Below are 16,326 nucleotides of genomic sequence, written 5' to 3' on the forward strand. Positions count from 1 at the left end.
GCCGATTAAAGGACTGGAGACGCATCGCCACCCGATACGACAAACTCGCAGCCAATTTTGCTGCCGCCATCGCTATTGCTATCGCAATTACTTGGTGGACTGATTGAGTCTCGAACCTAATATCCGGTCCGGACAGACGTCCGGTCCGGATATCACCGTGTCGGTTCGGCCGAGACGGCGCTGACCAGTGCCGTGAGAACGGCCTCGTAGTCGGTCACCTGAAACGTCGCGCCGGTATCGACCTTGAACTGCGCGATGGCCAGTTCGGTGCGGGCGTTCAGCACGCCATCGGCGGGACCGGGCGCGTATCCCAGCCGTGTCAGCAGTTTCTGAATATTGAGGATCGTGTCGGGGCGCGTCTCGGGGCGGGTTTCCGATTTAACCGCTACTGGCGTTTTCGCCAGACCGGCCGGAGCCGCTGGCGGGCTCTGGTGCATCGCCCCCCAGACGATCACGGCGACCGCGACGCCGATAAAGGCCGCCGTGGTGATTTTCAGTCGCTTGTCACTCCCCAGTGCGGGCATGGTATCTCGTCTCAGTGTTGATATCGAAGGCGCAAGGATAGCCGCGGCGGCCAATATCACAAGGATGAAGAGCCTTTGGCCTTCAGGGCGGCGAGTTCGGCTTCCAGCGCCTCGATGCGGTGGCGCAAAGGCGCGGTCGCCCTCTCGACTTCTGCTGCGGTGAAGCGGGGCGTGATATGTTGCGGGCAGTTCCAGTCGAAGGCCTCAAGCCTGAGGACGATGCCGCGTTCCGCCACACCGCGATATCCGGGCGTGGCCAGTTTACCCGCCAGTTCGACGTCTGTCGCAAGATCGTGGACGGTAGCATGAGCGAGGACCTTGAGGCGCGCCTGATGCGGATAGTCCATGAGAAACAGGGACACGCGGTCGTCGGCGCTGACATTCCCGAGACTGATATACTGCCGGTTGCCGCGAAAATCGGCGAAGCCGAGGTGCGTGTCGTCCAGAACCTTCAGAAACCCTGCGGGACCGCCGCGGTGCTGGACATAGGGCCAGCCGTTTTCCGAGACGCTGGCCATATAGAAGCTGTTGCGCCCGGCGATGAAGGCGACCTCGGCATCGGTAAAGCGCGCGGAAGGGCGGTCGAAGTTGCGCTTCCACAGGGCGTCGGCCCCGTGGGCCGCCTGAGCGGCCTCGACGGACGGCGTGATCAGGCGATCGAGGTAATCGTAACTCATGTCGGCCTCCGTGTCGGACGCCGGAGTGTAGGGCGCGTTTTGCACAGGGTAAAATGAATAAACCGTCAGAACGGCGTCGGCGGGCCCGCATACGGGGCGTTAAAAAACGCTTGCGAGCCCGATGAGTTACCGCTAACATTTGGCTCAAGCGAGTGCGCGCAAAGGGTGTTATTTTCCGGATGACACCGGTGACATTTTGTGGCTTACTCGGTGTGCAATAAAAAACGGCCCTCACAGGGCCATGCCTGACAGGGCGCAAAAAGGAACACAAGAACCCAGGAACGCGTTTTTCAGACGCAGCGATGCCAATCTGACGCCTGGCAAGGGCTTACCCTCGCTGACGTCGTTTGATTCGTTGCGCGTGCCATGCGCCCTTCATTTACCGTCGCGCCGTGCAAAGGATTGCAAGGCCTGAAGTCACAGTTGAGGTCCGATACTGATGGAAGCTCCCCCAACCTCCGCCCCGGCCGGGGCCACCCGATACCGTTGGGTCGTCGTCGCCCTGCTGTTCACGGCCATGGTCATCAACTATGTCGACCGTCAGACCGTCGGCCTGCTCAAGCCGCATCTGGAGGGCGAATTCGGCTGGTCGGAAACCAACTATGCCGACCTGATCTTCTGGTTCCAGTTTGCCTATGCCATTTCCTACCTCGCCTTCGGTCGCATCGTCGATCGTTTCGGGGCGCGTGTCGGCTTCTCGGTCGCCTTCCTGATCTGGCAGGCGGCGCATATCGCCCATGCCGGCATGTCGTCGATCAAGGATGCCATCATCGCCCGTGTTTTCCTTGGCATAGGTGAGGGCGGGGCCTTCCCCGGCGGCGTCAAGGCCGTGTCGGAATGGTTCCCCAAGGCCGAGCGGGCTTTCGCCATGGGCATGTTCAATGCCGGGACCAATATCGGCGCCATCATCACCCCGCTGCTCATCCCGGCGATCACCATCGCCTATGGCTGGAAGGCGGCCTTTGTCGTCACCGGGGCGTTGGGCCTGATCTGGTTGCCGATCTGGTGGCTGATGTACCGCCGCCCGCGCGAACATGCCAAGGTCAATGCCGCCGAGCTGGCCCATATCGAGCAGGACCCGGTCGTTCAGGTGCAGAAGATTTCGTGGCTCAAGGTCATGCGCACGCGCGAAACCTGGGCCTATGCGGCGGGCAAGTTCCTGATCGATCCGATCTGGTGGATGTTCCTGTTCTGGCTGCCGGATTTCCTGCACAAGCGCTATGGCCTCGACCTGAAAACCTTCGGCCCGCCGCTGGTCGCCATCTATCTGCTGTCCGATATCGGTTCGGTAAGCGGCGGCTGGCTGTCGTCGCAGTTCATCAAGCGCGGCTGGAGCGTCAACAAGGCGCGCAAGGTGACCATGCTGATCTGTGCGGCCCTGGCCTTGCCGGTCGGTGGTGCGGCCCTGGCCGACAATCTGTGGGTCGCGGTGCTGATCATCGGCGTGGCGACCGCCGCCCACCAGGGTTTCTCGGCCAACCTCTATACCCTGCCGTCGGATGTGTTTCCGAACGGCGCGGTGGGCTCGGTCGTCGGCATCGGCGGCATGTTCGGGGCCTTCGGCGGCATGGCCATGGCCAAGTACGCGGGTTACGTGCTGGAGCAGATCGGTAGCTATACGCCCATCTTCGTCTATGCGGCGGGCGGTTACTTCCTCGCCCTGCTGGCCGTGCACCTGCTGATGCCGAAGATGACGCCGGTCAAGATCCCCGGTGAGGCGCAGGCATGAGCCGCCTCGACCGGAGACAGGTAATCGTGGCAGGCGCGGCTTTAGCCGGGTCTGCCGGGGTTGCCGCCGCCATGGAGCCGATGAAGCCGCCCGCGAAGGCCAAAACCTGGACCTTCGACCGGCTGGATCGCATCGGCGGTCTGACGCCGCGCGTGCAGGGCAATCCGGTGGTGATCGATAGCCCTCAGGGCAAGGCCGTGCAGTTCGACGGCGTCGATGATGCTCTGTTCTTCGACGAACACCCGCTGGCCGGGGCCAAGACCTTCGCCTTCGAGGCCATCTTCCGTCCCGACGGCGGCGCGTTCGAACAGCGCTGGTTCCATCTGGCCGAGGTCGATCCGAACGCCGATCCCAAGGTGGTGCCGAACGGGACGCGCTTTCTGTTCGAGATCCGCGTCGTCGAGGACAAATGGTATATCGACGCCTTTGTCACCGGGCCGGGCTACAAGCAGACCCTGATCTTTCCGGACAAGCTGTTTCCGGTCGGTAAGTGGTATCACGTCGCCCAGACCTACGACGGCAAAACCTATCGCGCCTATGTCGACGGCGTGCTGCAAGGGGAGGCGGACATCGCCTTCACGCCGCAGGGGCCGGGCCGGTCGTCGGCCGGCATCCGGCTCAACGGTATCAATCCGTTCAAGGGGGCGATCGCCACGGCGCGCTTCACGCCCAGCTTCGTTCCGCCTGAAAAGTTTCTGAAATTACGCAAATAATTCGAATCTGACCCCGATCAGATCGAAGGAGTTTCCCCATGTCGCACCTCTCGCTTTCCCGCCGTCATCTGCTGTCGAGCGCCGCTGCTCTGGCCGCCTTTGCCGCCACCCCGGTTCTGGCGCAAACCACCCCTGCCGACCCTGCGGCCATCAAGACCGCCATGCGCAAGGCCGCGCGTTACATGGTTGATAAGGTCAGCCACGAAGGCGGCTATGTCTGGCAGACCCTGCCGGATCGCTCGCGCGAGTGGGGCGAGATCGAGGCCTATCGGTCCTCGGTCTGGATTCAGAACCCCGGCACGCCGCTGGTCGGTCAGCTCTATCTCGACGCCTATCACGCGACCGGCGACGAATATTTCTATCAGGCGGCCGCCAAGGCCGCCGACGTCCTGATCCGCGGGCAATTGCCGAGCGGCGGCTGGAACTATCTGTTCGACCTCAAGGGCGAGGCCTCGCTGAAAAAGTGGTACGATACCATCGGTAAGAACGCCTGGCGTCTGGAGGAGTTCCAGCACTATTACGGCAACGGCACCTTCGACGATTCGTGTACGTCCGACGTCGCCAAGTTCATGCTGCGCATCTATCTCGAAAAGAAGAACGCGCGCTACAAGGCGTCGCTCGACAAGGTCATCAAGTTCGTGCTCGACAGCCAGTATCCGGTCGGCGGCTGGCCGCAGCGCTTCCCGCTCAGGGACGAATTCCACCATCACGGCCGTCCGGACTATACGTCGCTGATCACCTTCAACGACGACGTGTCGGCGGAGAATATCGAGTTCCTGATCATGGTGTGGCAGACGCTGGGCGACAAGCGTGTCCTCGATCCGATCGCGCGCGGCATGGATTGCTTCGCCAAGGCCCAGCAGCCGAAGCCGCAGGCCGGCTGGGGCCTTCAGCACACCGTCGCCGACCTGAAGCCCACCGGCGCGCGTACCTATGAGCCGCCCGCCATGGTCTCGCACACCACGCAGGGCAACTGCCAGCTGATGATGGACTTCTATGAGCTGACGGGTGATGCCAAGTTCATGGCGCGCCTGCCCGAAGCCTTCGACTGGCTCGAATCGATCCGCCTGCCGGAAGCGTTCGATCCGCAGAAGCGCTACCCGACCTTTATCGAGATCGGCACCGGCAAGCCCCTGTTCATCCATCGCAAGGGTTCGAACGTCGTCAATGGCGAATACTATGCCAATGGCGATATCAACCGCACCATCGCCCACTACAGCTCGTTCCGCGGCATCAATCCGGCCGCGCTGCGCAAGCGCTACGACGCGCTGATGAAGGTCGATCCGGCGGAACTGACCAAGACCTCGCCGCTCAAGGGCGGGCGCAAGCCGCTGCCGCGTTACTTCACCTTCAAGGAGGTGGGCTTCGAGGATCTGCGCACCGACGCCGTGCAGACCGTCAAGCCGTCGACGTCGGACGAGGTGAGCAAGGTGCTGTCGACGGTCGATGCCGACGGCATCTGGCTGACCCCGCTGAAATCGACCTCTTATCGCTATACGCGCGACTCGACCGACGCCCCGGCGCCGGGCGACTATGCCACGACCCATGTCGGCGATGTGACGGACACCTCGGCGTTCAACGATCCGAAACCGTCGCTGGGCATTTCGACGGCGGTCTTCGTGGCCAATATGGGCACGCTGATCCGCGGTCTGCCGACCGTGGCGAAGGGGTAAAAATCACCCCTGTTCAGGGGGTGATTGCAAACATAACAATCTTTGTAAATTGCGCGGACGGCGGTTTGGCGGTTTAACGGGACTCCACAAAACCATAAAACGGTACCAGAGTTCATGACGACCCCGACGCCTTCCGCCCATCTCCTGCTGATCGAAGACGAAGCCGACAGCGCGCGGATCATTCGCGAGACGCTGGAGCCGGAAGGGTTTGTCGTCACCTGGTGCACCGACGGCGAAAAAGGCCTGAGTGAGGCCGGAGAGACGGCCTACGACCTGATCGTCCTCGACCGCATGTTGCCGGGGATCAGTGGCATCGAGGTGCTGGCGCAGCTACGTCAGGCCGGGGTGGCCACACCGGTCCTCATGCTGTCGGCCCTGTCGCGCAGTGAAAATCGCGTCGATGGCCTCGAAGGCGGCGCCGACGACTATCTGGGTAAGCCGTTCGACGCCCACGAACTGATCGCGCGGGTCAAGGCCCTGCTGCGCCGCTCGAAAAATCAGGTCCATACCGCGGTCATGCTGTTCGGCGACCTCGAACTGCACGTCAAATCGCGCACCGCCTATCGCGCGGGCAAGCATCTGGCGCTCAGTCCCAAGGAATACGACATCCTCAAGCTTTTGATGGACCATGCGGGTGATACGGTCACGCGCGACATGTTGCTGCAAAAGGTGTGGAAGCTCAATTTCGACCCTCAGACCAATGTCATCGACGTCAATATGAGCCGTCTGCGCAACCGGCTGGAGGAAGGCTTCACGCAGCCGGTGCTCGAAACCGTGCGCGGCGCGGGCTTCCGCCTCCTGCGCGTTCAGACCCCGAAAGCGGGGTAGGGCATGGCGTTTCTCAGCTTTTTTACCCGCAGCCTCACCCGACCCCTGACGCTGCGGCTGGTCGCCGCATCGGTGCTGGTCTGCGCCGCGGCCTTTGCCTTCGTCTATGCCGGTCTGCGTCAGCAGGGCGAGGCGGCGCTGCGTCAGACGGTCGACACCGATCTGGCCGGTCTGGTCGATATCTATGGCGTGCACCGGATAGATGGTTTGCAGGCGGCCCTGACGGCGCGGCTGGATATGGCCCCGACGCGCAGCGAACAGCCCTACTATCTGTTGCGCGATCCCGGCGGCAAGGTGTTGACCGGCAATATCACGACGCCGCCGCGCCTCGATCCGGCGAAGTCTCAGGCGGGCAAGGTCGTACTGGCGGACGGTGTCGAAGGGCAGGCGCGCGCCACGACCCTGCGTGGCGGCTACAGCCTGATTGCCGGGCGCTCCGACGCCCTGTTGCAGGCGACGCTGGCACAGGTGCGCAACCTGTTCCTGATCGCCCTGGCCCTGATGGTGGCGGCGTCGATTTTCATTTCAGGCTATGCCTCGCGGACGTTGCGGACCCGCGTCGATACCCTCAATGCCGTATTCGACGCGCTGGAAACCGGGCAGCTTGACGCCCGCGCCCCGGTGCGGCCTGACGGCGACGAACTGGACCAACTGGGGCAGCACGTCAATGCCGTGACCGCGCGCATCCATCGCCTGATGAAGGCCCAGCGCGACGTGTCCGATCACACGGCGCACGAGACGCGCACGCCTTTGATGAGCGTCGAGCGCGATATCCGTCTGGCACAATCCGCCAGCACGGACCCGGTGGTGCTCAAACCGCTCGACAGCGCGTTGGAGCGCATCCGCTCCCTGTTGCGTCTGCTCGACGCCCTGCTCGACATCGCGTCGGCCGAAGCCCAGAGTGGCGGCCTGAAGGCGCTGGAGGAGATCGACATTTCCGAGGTCGCCCGTTCGATCGCCGAGCTGTACGAACTGAGCGCCGAAGAGGCCGGGCTGGAGCTGGTCTGCGATATCGAGGACGGGGTGACGATGCGCGCCGACGCCATGCAGATGTCGCGCCTGATGGTCAATCTGCTCGACAACGCCCTGAAATACGGCAAGGACGGGCAGCAGATCCGCCTGAGCGTCCGCGCCGGTCCGGTGATCGTGGTCGAGGATGACGGCGCGGGCGTTTCTGATGCAGAAAAGCCAAGGATTTTCGAGCGCTATCGCCGGATTGCCACACCGGACGGCGAACCGGCCCAGAAGGGCCACGGTTTGGGTCTGGCGCTGGTAAAAGCCATTGCCGAACGCCACGATCTCGGCATAAGGATTGAGGATACGCACGCGGAATCGGACGCCGAACCGGGCCGTCGCGGTGCGCGTTTCGTGGTCCGCAAGGAGGTGGCATGAGCCGGGGGAGTCGTATCTGGAAACGGGGCATTGCCGCGCTCGTCCTGTCCTGTACGCTGTCGGCCTCGGGGCTTACCGCCGCGCAGGATGCCGACCTGTCGGCGAGCGTCGGCGACATCCTGCGCGAGGGTCTGGCGGCGCAGGCGCGCGGCGACGGCGAGGCGCTGCTGACGGCGGCGCTGGCCCTGGCCCGCAGCGGGGCGCGGCCCGATACCGGCGACGCCGATCTGGTCCGCGTCTGGATCAGGGACGCCCAGACCATGGGCGCCAAACTGCCCAAGACCTTCTACGCCTCGCGCGGCCTGCTGCTGGGGCCAGCCTATAAGTCCGGCAAGATCGCCGCCAACGGCAAATTCACCACGCGGCAAAGCTTCGCCGGCGGGCAGATGGCCGATATCCTTGTCGTGCCCGCGCCGGGGGCGGCCCTGTCGCTCCGGGTCGTCGACGACGAAGGCGACGAGGTGTGCGCCGTGGCGTCGTCTTCGGAGAATCTCGGCTGCCGCTGGGTGCCGGTCTATACCGCGCCGTCGGCCATTACGGTGGTCAATGCCTCGCGCAAACCGGCCAAATTCTATCTGGTGATGAATTAGGCGTCCGATTGTCGTTAAATTTCACGAAATAACTGCCTTACAGGCAATGTAAGATGCGGTTGTCACAGGGAAATGTCATGTTGAGGCCACAGGTCACCAGCCTTTTCATCCGCCCCGCGTAATTTTATGGACGCCGTGCGGGGAGGGGATTAGGTTTGTGGCAGAAATACGGCTTACGGCATCGTGCTGCAGCCAGAACCCCAATCGATTTCTATAAGGCCAATCGATTTCTATAAGGAATGACACTCATGAAACGCCTGATCGCCGCTGCCGCCGCGCTCTGTGTCCTCGCTTTCGGTGCTCAGGCGCATGCCCAGGCCGCCGATCCCGCCCCGAAGTCCTCGGCCTCGGTCGAAGCCGCGGGCAAGCTGCCGGAAAGCCTGATGCTGTCCATGCAGGTCGCCTATATCTGTCAGGGCGTGCAGGGCGTCGATATCTACAATCAGGTCAAGGACATCTCCTATCAGCTGACCCTCAAGATCTCGGAAGACGAAGCCAAGACCAAGGAATTCATCAACCTGATCGAAAATCAGGCCAAGCAGCTGTGCCCGGAGACGGCGACCTGCTGGCGCGAATTCCTCAAGATGCCGAACGCCACCGAAGCCGAAGGCAAGGCAGCCTGCGAAAAGGTGACCGAGGCGGCCCTGGGCGACACGCTGAAACTGGTCAAGATCATTACGGGCGACAACTCGTAAGTCTTGTCACAACGGACACGAAAGGCCCCGCAGCGATGCGGGGCCTTTTTGTTTGCGGCCATGCGATGACACGATGCGAATAAAACTGAGACACATTATCAGGATTGTCTTGCGAATGAGTTGCAAGAATGTTAGGGCAAGCCACAAGTGTTTATGACGTGATACGGGTAGTCTATCAGCGATGAGCGTTCAGGGGATAACCGAGGGTCTTGCCGGCGAAGGCGCAAGGGTGCGCAAGGTTGCGTCGCCGACCCGAACCGGAGCGCCGTCGACCCGAAAAAAAACCAATGCCGGGCTGGCCTGGGCTATCGGTATTTCCATCGGCTTTCACGCGGCCATCGCTGCCTATGTGATTACCACGCAGTTCGTCCTGCCGGAATACGAACAGCCGGAAACCGAGGCTATTCTGGTCAGTATGGGGCCGTTACCGACGCCCGAAGAGCAACCGGAGACGCCGCCTCCGCCGCTGCCACCGGAAACCAAGCCGCTGATCCAGCCGCGCGAAACCCCGGCGCCGATCTTTCAGGACGTGCCGCCCTTGCCGCTGCCGCCGGTGAAGACCGAGCTTAAGCCCGCCCCGCAATCGCCGCCGGCACCGCCGGAAATCGCCAAGGGTCCGCCTGCGCCGCCTGCCGCCGCAGCGGGGCCGAAAAACGACTTCGTGGCCGTCGATGTCGACTCGGCCCTGACCAATAATCCGCCGCCGCCCTATCCGGCGCAGGCCAAGGCGCGCCGCGAAGAGGGCACGGTCGTCCTCCGCCTTCAGGTACGCGGCGACGGTAGTGTCGGCGAGGTGCAGATCAAGCAGTCCAGCGGCTCTATGCGGCTGGACAATGCCGCCGCCACCGCGATTCAGCGCTGGCGTTTCAAGCCGGCGATGCAGGGCGGCAAGCCGGTCGATTCGTGGGCTACGGTGCCGATCACCTTCGGCTTCAAAAAACGCGATCGGGGCGGCCCGGATCGGGGCGGCCCAGACGATCGCAGACCCGACGATCGGGGCCCACCTCGCGGCGATGATCGCGGCGGCCCGCGCGGCGAGCGCCGTGATGACGGGGGCCCTGATCGTGGACCCCGCGGCGACGACCGACGTAATCCGGACGGCCGGGGAGATGGCCGCCCATCCTAGCTTATATCGATATGACGAACGTCGTTTCGACATATCGCTGACCGAAATACTCAAGGAGATGATCAATGAGCGTGATGAAACGCCTTCTGGCAACCACCGCCGTGCTCGGCCTGATGGCCGCCGCCCCCGCCGCGATGGCGCACAGCCAGTGGCTGCTGCCGTCCTCGACGCAGGTTGAGGCCTCGACCAATGCCGAGCGCCCGACCTACATCACGGTCGATGCGGCGTCGTCGAGCGGCGTGTTCGTCGCCGACCACAACGCCATGCGCCTGACCAATATCGTCATCAGCGGGCCGGACGGTTCGCTGATCCAGCCGGAAAACCCGTCGACCGGCAAGCTGCGCTCGACCTTCGATGTCAAGCTGGCGACGCCCGGCACCTATCGCATCGCCTCGGTCAATGCCTCGGTTATCGCCACCTACAAGGTCGGTGAGGAGACCAAGGTCTTCCGCGGCACCGAAGAGACCCTCAAGACCGACGTCCCGGCCAATGCCGCCGAGCTCAAGATCAGCCGCAATTTCGGCCGCGTCGAAACCTTCGTCACGGCGGGCAAGCCCTCGGAAATCAAGCCCGTCAGCCAGGGGCTGGAGCTGTTCCCGCTGCAGCCGACCTCGGACTTTGTGGTCGGCGAAAAGGCCAAGTTCCGCGTGCTCCTCGACGGCAAGCCTGTGCCGAACCTCAAGGTCAAGGTGACCCCCGGCGGCGTACGCTTCCGCGGCGAGCTGGCTGACCAGACGGTGACTTCGGACGCCGAAGGCAATATCGCCATCGACTGGAAGATCAGCGGCACCTACTACATCAACACGTCCTATCCGCCGCGTCCGGAATCCGATGACGACGATCATGGTCCGGCGGCGGGCGGTCAGGGCGGTCAGCGCCCGCAGGGTGCACCGCAAGGTCAAGGTGCTCAGGGCCAAGGCGCTCAGGGTCAGGGCCGTCAGGGGGGCATGGGCGGCGGTATCCCGCGCGACATGGCACCGCTGCGCTCATCCTATGCGCTGACGGTCGAAGTTCTGCCGTACTAATACAAGCCTCTTGGACACAAGGGGTTCGGGCCGGAGCGGCAGGTGTGTGGGCACCTGTGGCTCCGGCCTTTTTCTGTTGGGCGTTCATGTCGATTATCAACAACGGTGTTGATTTTGCGACACACTCGCAGATTGCCGTGTCGATCCTGAAAGATTTTGGCAATTAGATGTTGCAAAGCATTCGCAAATCTATAATTGGCACCTAATAATTATTCGCAATCTCACCGAGACCTTGTTTTACATCCGGCCCGCGTCGTTCTGGGCCCCGCCTCCTTCCCGCCGCATCGCCTCCCTGATGCGGCCCAATAAAAAGAGACTCTCATGACTCACATCCGTAACCGCAAGCATGGTGCCAATCGTTACCTGAGCGCGGCGCTTCTGGCCGCTGCCGCCGTACCGGCACTGTCGTCCGCTGCCATGGCTCAGGAAAAGGCCGACAAGAAGCTGGAAGGCGTCACCGTCACCGCCGAGGAAAACACCTACAAGGCCGACGTCGTGTCTTCGCCGAAGCAGACGCAAGCCTTGATCGACACGCCGAAGACGGTTCAGGTCATCAAGAAGGAAGTCATTCAGGAGCAGCAGGCGACGACCCTCGTGGAAGCCCTGCGTAACACGCCGGGCATCACGCTGCAGATGGGTGAAAACGGCAATACCTCGTCGGGCGATACCTTCCAGATGCGCGGTTTCGACATGTCGAGCTCGCTGCTGGTCGACGGCCTGCGTGACCGCGGCGTTGCCACGCGCGACACCTTCAACATCGAGCAGATCGAAGTCGTCAAGGGCGCCGGTGGTGCCGATACGGGCCGCGGCGCGTCCTCGGGCTATATCAACGTTTCGACCAAGCAGGCCTCGCTCGACGACGCGGCCTCGGCTTCGGCTACCGCCTACACGCAGGGCGGTTACCGCGCCACGGCCGACGTCAACAAGGCGATCGGTGAAACCAGCGCCCTGCGCCTCAACGTCCTGTCGCAGGACATCGACACGGCGGGCCGCGACCATGTGAAGCGTTCGGGCTACGGCGTCGCCGCCGCCTATGGCATCGGCCTCGAAACCAAGACCCGCTTCCACCTGTCGGGTCAGTATCTGAATAACGACAACGTGCCAGACGGCGGCATTTCGTCGATCGGCTGGGAAGGTTTCTATAACGCCACCGCCGAAGTCCGCGCCGCGGGCAAGGTGCGTTCGGAAAACTTCTACGGCAGCGTCAGCGACTTCGAAAATCAGGAGCAGGGCTCGGTCACGGCCAAGTTCGAGCACGACTTCGCCGCGGGCATCTATTTCACCAACGTGTCGCGCTGGTCGAACACCTCGCTGGAGCGCGTCCTGACGGGCGTCAACGGCATTACCGCCACCACTGTGTCGAACCCGGCGACCTGGACGCTGGCGCGCTCGCGTCAGCGCGTCAACCAGAAGGCCGAGACCTTCAACAACGTCTCGAACTTCGTGACCAGCTTCGAGACGGGCGCCCTGACGCACGACCTCGTCTTCGGTTTCGAATATTCGGATGAAACGACCAATACGGGTTCGTTTACCACGGTCGGTACGACGACGTTGGCCAACCTGTATAACCCGAACCCGAACGACACCATGGCGTCGCTCATCCTCACCAATACGCTGAACACCAGCACCGGCGCCTTCCCGGGTCAGCTCAATACGGCCTGGACGATCAGCGATACGCAGGTGGCGTCGATCTACGCCTTCGACACCATCAGCTTCGGCGAAAAGTGGATCGTGAACCTGGGCTTCCGTTCGGACTCGTACCGTCTGGAATATACGAACTACGACTATCTGGGCAATCGCCTGCCGCAGGTCGGCACCACGGCCCCGACGGCGACCACGCCGCGCGTCCTTAGCCTGAAAGCCGCCAAGTCGATCAACGCCTACAAGGCCGGTCTGGTCTATAAGCCGACCCCGAACGGCTCGATCTATGTGTCCTACGCTACCTCGGTGACCCCGCCGGGCAGCGCCGGGACGCTGAGCAACACCGCGATCAACATCAACAATGCCAATGTCGATCCGTCCGAAACCAAGAACCTCGAAGCGGGCGTCAAGTGGGACCTGTTCGAAGGCCGCCTTGGCCTGACGGGCGCCTACTACAAGACCAACCTGACCAACGCCATTGTCGCGGACACCAATCTGGACGGCTATGCCGAAAACCTGGGCGACCGTGAAATCAAGGGCTTCGAGATCGGCCTGAACGGTCAGATCACCGACAAGTGGAACATCACCGCCGGTATCCAGACCATGGACGACAAGCAGAAGGAAGGCGGTACCGTCGGTTCGACCAGCCGCTGGTCGCCGGAACTGTCGGGTTCGTTCTGGTCGACCTACGCCCTGTCGGACAAGATCAAGCTGGGCGGCGGCGCCCGCTATATGGGCGAGCAGAAGCGCGACCTGACGGTCGGCGAAACCCCCGCCACCTCGAACATGGCCAAGATCCCGGAATACTGGGTCGTCGACGCCTACGGTTCGTACCAGCTGACCGCCAAGGCGGCCCTGCAACTGAACGTCTATAACCTGGCCGACGAAGACTATATCGGTCAGCTCAATAACGGTGGTGCGCGCCTGATCCCCGGCGCCCCGCGTTCGGCCAGCTTGACGCTGAACTACAGGTTCTGATTGGGGGGGCAATTGAGAGCGTGCGGCAATATATCCCCGCTGCACGCTCTTGAACCTTTCCTCAAGGACTTTCATGATCTACTGGCTCCGACCAGAGCAGCCGTCCTCTGGACGGACGCTCTGGTTTTTTTGTTTTCGCGCATTTGGGTCCGCAAACCGGGACCACTTTGCGGAATGCGCTTGGCCGGACGGGGCCATTTTTCTGAGTTATGCCCATGCTGCTGCACCTGCCCGAAGTCCTCACTGCCGCCGAAGTGGCCGAAATCCGCGCCGAGCTGGAACAGGCGCGCTGGGCCGACGGCGCGCTCAGTGCCGGTCCGATGGCGCAAAAGGTCAAGCAGAACCGCCAGTTGCCCGCCGACGCGCCTGAGGCGAAGCGGCTGGGCGAGCGTATCGAGGCGGCGCTGCGACGCCATCCGCTGTTCACCAGCGCGGCCCTGCCGAAGCTGGTCATCACCCCGCGCTTCAACGCCTATCAGGGCGGGGGCCATTACGGCAATCACGTCGACACCGCCATCCATAGCGACCCGTTCAGGGGCGTGATTGCCCGTACCGATGTCTCGACGACCGTCTTTCTCAACGCGCCCGAAGAATATGAAGGCGGCGAACTGATTATCGAGGACACCTACGGTGCACACGAGGTCAAGCTGGCCGCCGGGGATGCCATACTCTATCCGTCAACCTCCCTGCACCGCGTCGAGCCAGTGACCGAGGGCATCCGCCTGGCCTCGTTCCTGTGGACCCAGAGTCTGGTCAAGGACACCGAGCGCCGCCGGATGCTGTTCGAGCTGGACATGACGATCATCCGCCTGCGCGCTCAGATCGGCGACACCGAAGAGGTCGTCGGCCTGACCGCCCACTATCATAACCTGCTACGCCAGTGGGGGGACCTGTGATCAAGCCACCCCTTACCGCGATCCCGTCGGATATCGTTTCGGTCAACGACTACGCGCCCTATGCCAAGGAACGCCTCAGCGCGATGGCGTGGGAATATCTCGACTCCGGCGCGGGCGACGAATGGACGATGATGGACAATGTTGCCGCCTTCAAGGACGTGCGCCTGAAAGGCCGCGTGCTGGGCGAGGTCGGCGGCGGTAATACGCGGCTGAACCTCTTCGGTCAGACCTACGAACACCCGATCTTCCTCGCCCCGGTGGCCTATCAGAAGCTGTTCCATGCCGGCGGCGAACAGGCCACGGCGCTGGGGGCGGCGGTGACCCAAAGCCTAATGGTGCTGTCGACCCTGTCGACGACCACGCTGGAAGAGGTCGCCGCGGCCCAGACCGCACAGCTATGGTTCCAGCTCTATCTTCAGCGCGACCGGGCCGTGTCGCTGGACCTCATCCGCCGGGCCGAACGCGAAGGCTACCGCGCGCTGGTCGTTACGGTCGACGCACCGCTGGCCGGCGTACGCAATCGCGAACAGCGTGCGGGCTTTACCCTGCCGCCGCCCTTGTCGCCGGTGAACCTGAGCGCGACGCCGCCGGTCCCTCAGGTAGGGGCGGGGGAGAGCGTCGTCTTCGACGGTGTCATGCCGGTCGCGCCCTCATGGAAAGACATCGAGTGGGTGCTGAAAGAGGCGCGGCTGCCGGTTCTGATCAAGGGCATTCTCGCCCCCGAAGACGCCGAGCGCGCGCGATCGCTGGGGGCGGCCGGGGTCGTGGTGTCCAACCACGGCGGCCGGGTGCTGGATACCGTGCCGGCCAGCCTCGACGCCTTGCCGCGCGTGGCCGAAGCCCTTCAGGGGCGCATCCCGATTCTGCTCGACGGCGGGGTCCGGCGCGGGTCCGATGTCTTCAAGGCCATCGCTCTGGGGGCGACCGCCGTCATGATCGGTCGGCCCTATATTCAGGCGCTGGCGGCGGCGGGGGCCTTGGGTGTCGCCCACGCCTTGCGCACCCTGCGCGAGGAGCTTGAGATCGTCATGGCCCTGTCGGGGACCAAAACCCTGGCCGACATCGGCCCGGATCACCTTTTTCTCTGAGATTCGCGCAGGATTTTACCCGCACACCTCGTAAAATATGGATATGTCGGCTTGCCATCGCGGGATGGGGTTGATAATGAGAATGATTATTAGCAACCTACATTTCCAAGCCCGATAAGGCCCTGATGTCCGTCACCTTCAAACCCAGCCCCTCCTTCTGGCGCAATCAGTTGCGGCAGTGGCACTGGATTTCGTCAGCCCTGTGTCTGGTGGGGATGATCCTGTTTTCGGTGACCGGCTTTACCCTGAACCACGCGGCGCAGATCGAGGCCAAACCGACCCTGATCTCTTGGGAAAAGGACCTGACGGACACCACTATAGCCCTGTTGCCCAAGGCCGGGGACAAGACGCCCGTGCCCGCCGATCTGGCCGCCGCGATCAAGGCCGATACCGGCGTCGATATCGCGAAGATCAGCCCGGAAGTGTCGGACAGCGATATCTATTTCGCCATGCCGGGGCCGGGCTTCGACGAATGGCTGAATATCGAGCGCGACACGGGCTATGCGACCTACGAAAAAAGCCATCGCGGCGTCATCGCGGTGCTCAACGACCTGCATAAGGGCCGTAATGCCGGACCGGCCTGGGGCTGGTTCATCGACATCATCGCCATCGCCTCGGTCATCTTCTGCCTGACCGGGCTGGGGCTTTTGTGGATCTATGCGCGCGGTCGCAAGATCACCTGGCCGCTGATCGGCCTCGGCACCATCGTGCCGTTCATCCTGTTTCTTCTGTTTATCCATTCGTAAGGACA

At 62.9% G+C, this 16,326-nt stretch carries 15 protein-coding genes and 1 pseudogene; 14 read left to right on the forward strand and 2 right to left on the reverse strand.

From position 1 onward, the window contains the following. Positions 1-107, forward strand: a pseudogene (locus tag PQU92_RS15155) (IS5/IS1182 family transposase); the annotation flags it as partial. A 45-nt stretch (positions 108-152) separates the two neighbouring features. On the opposite strand, the gene PQU92_RS15160 reads toward PQU92_RS15155, so the two are convergent. Together PQU92_RS15160 and PQU92_RS15165 are read right to left on the reverse strand one after the other, a co-directional pair. Beyond that, positions 153-524 carry a peptidoglycan-binding domain-containing protein gene (locus tag PQU92_RS15160; RefSeq protein ID WP_272749095.1) on the reverse strand — a complete coding sequence of 124 codons (372 nt, stop codon included), beginning with the start codon at positions 522-524 and terminating at the stop codon, positions 153-155. Between the two features lie 56 nt (positions 525-580). Continuing rightward, on the reverse strand, positions 581-1,201 hold the full coding sequence (locus tag PQU92_RS15165) for a pyridoxamine 5'-phosphate oxidase family protein (RefSeq protein ID WP_272749096.1): 621 nt from the start codon (positions 1,199-1,201) through the stop codon (positions 581-583). Between the two features lie 439 nt (positions 1,202-1,640). Between PQU92_RS15165 and PQU92_RS15170 the strand changes: the two genes are divergently transcribed. The 13 genes from PQU92_RS15170 (at position 1,641) to PQU92_RS15230 (ending at position 16,321) form a co-directional block, all read left to right on the forward strand. After that, entirely contained in the window at positions 1,641-2,930 is a 1,290-nt protein-coding gene (locus PQU92_RS15170) for an MFS transporter (RefSeq protein ID WP_272749097.1), read from the forward strand. Then, positions 2,927-3,643, forward strand: coding sequence for a LamG-like jellyroll fold domain-containing protein (locus PQU92_RS15175; protein ID WP_272749098.1), 717 nt, complete (start codon positions 2,927-2,929; stop codon positions 3,641-3,643). Before PQU92_RS15170 ends, PQU92_RS15175 begins: the two co-directional genes overlap by 4 nt. A gap of 38 nt (positions 3,644-3,681) precedes the next feature. After that, complete coding sequence (locus tag PQU92_RS15180) at positions 3,682-5,316, forward strand: pectate lyase (protein ID WP_272749099.1); 1,635 nt, start codon at positions 3,682-3,684, stop codon at positions 5,314-5,316. Positions 5,317-5,430: 114 nt separating this feature from the next. Beyond that, entirely contained in the window at positions 5,431-6,144 is a 714-nt protein-coding gene (locus tag PQU92_RS15185; protein WP_272749100.1) for a response regulator transcription factor, read from the forward strand. A gap of 3 nt (positions 6,145-6,147) precedes the next feature. Further along, the gene (locus PQU92_RS15190) at positions 6,148-7,536 is read left to right on the forward strand and encodes a sensor histidine kinase (RefSeq protein ID WP_272749101.1); all 1,389 of its coding nucleotides are present in this window, start codon (positions 6,148-6,150) and stop codon (positions 7,534-7,536) included. Continuing rightward, positions 7,533-8,126 carry a hypothetical protein gene (locus PQU92_RS15195; RefSeq protein ID WP_272749102.1) on the forward strand — a complete coding sequence of 198 codons (594 nt, stop codon included), beginning with the start codon at positions 7,533-7,535 and terminating at the stop codon, positions 8,124-8,126. Before PQU92_RS15190 ends, PQU92_RS15195 begins: the two co-directional genes overlap by 4 nt. A 248-nt stretch (positions 8,127-8,374) precedes the next feature. After that, positions 8,375-8,821, forward strand: a complete 447-nt coding sequence (locus tag PQU92_RS15200; protein WP_272749103.1) for a hypothetical protein — start codon at positions 8,375-8,377, stop codon at positions 8,819-8,821. 229 nt (positions 8,822-9,050) lie between these two features. Beyond that, positions 9,051-9,947, forward strand: coding sequence for an energy transducer TonB (locus PQU92_RS15205; protein WP_272749104.1), 897 nt, complete (start codon positions 9,051-9,053; stop codon positions 9,945-9,947). A 65-nt stretch (positions 9,948-10,012) separates the two neighbouring features. Further along, positions 10,013-10,972, forward strand: a complete 960-nt coding sequence (locus PQU92_RS15210; protein WP_272749105.1) for a DUF4198 domain-containing protein — start codon at positions 10,013-10,015, stop codon at positions 10,970-10,972. Between the two features lie 321 nt (positions 10,973-11,293). Continuing rightward, positions 11,294-13,591: a TonB-dependent siderophore receptor gene (locus tag PQU92_RS15215; protein ID WP_272749106.1), complete on the forward strand. Its 2,298-nt coding sequence runs from the start codon at positions 11,294-11,296 to the stop codon at positions 13,589-13,591. A gap of 215 nt (positions 13,592-13,806) precedes the next feature. Then, positions 13,807-14,487 carry a Fe2+-dependent dioxygenase gene (locus PQU92_RS15220; protein WP_272749107.1) on the forward strand — a complete coding sequence of 227 codons (681 nt, stop codon included), beginning with the start codon at positions 13,807-13,809 and terminating at the stop codon, positions 14,485-14,487. Next, positions 14,484-15,575, forward strand: coding sequence for an alpha-hydroxy acid oxidase (locus PQU92_RS15225; protein WP_272749108.1), 1,092 nt, complete (start codon positions 14,484-14,486; stop codon positions 15,573-15,575). Before PQU92_RS15220 ends, PQU92_RS15225 begins: the two co-directional genes overlap by 4 nt. 125 nt (positions 15,576-15,700) lie before the next feature. After that, on the forward strand, positions 15,701-16,321 hold the full coding sequence (locus PQU92_RS15230; protein ID WP_368407118.1) for a PepSY-associated TM helix domain-containing protein: 621 nt from the start codon (positions 15,701-15,703) through the stop codon (positions 16,319-16,321). Positions 16,322-16,326 lie beyond the last annotated feature (5 nt).

Source organism: Asticcacaulis aquaticus (assembly GCF_028550415.1).
GTDB classification, from domain to species: domain Bacteria; phylum Pseudomonadota; class Alphaproteobacteria; order Caulobacterales; family Caulobacteraceae; genus Asticcacaulis; species Asticcacaulis aquaticus.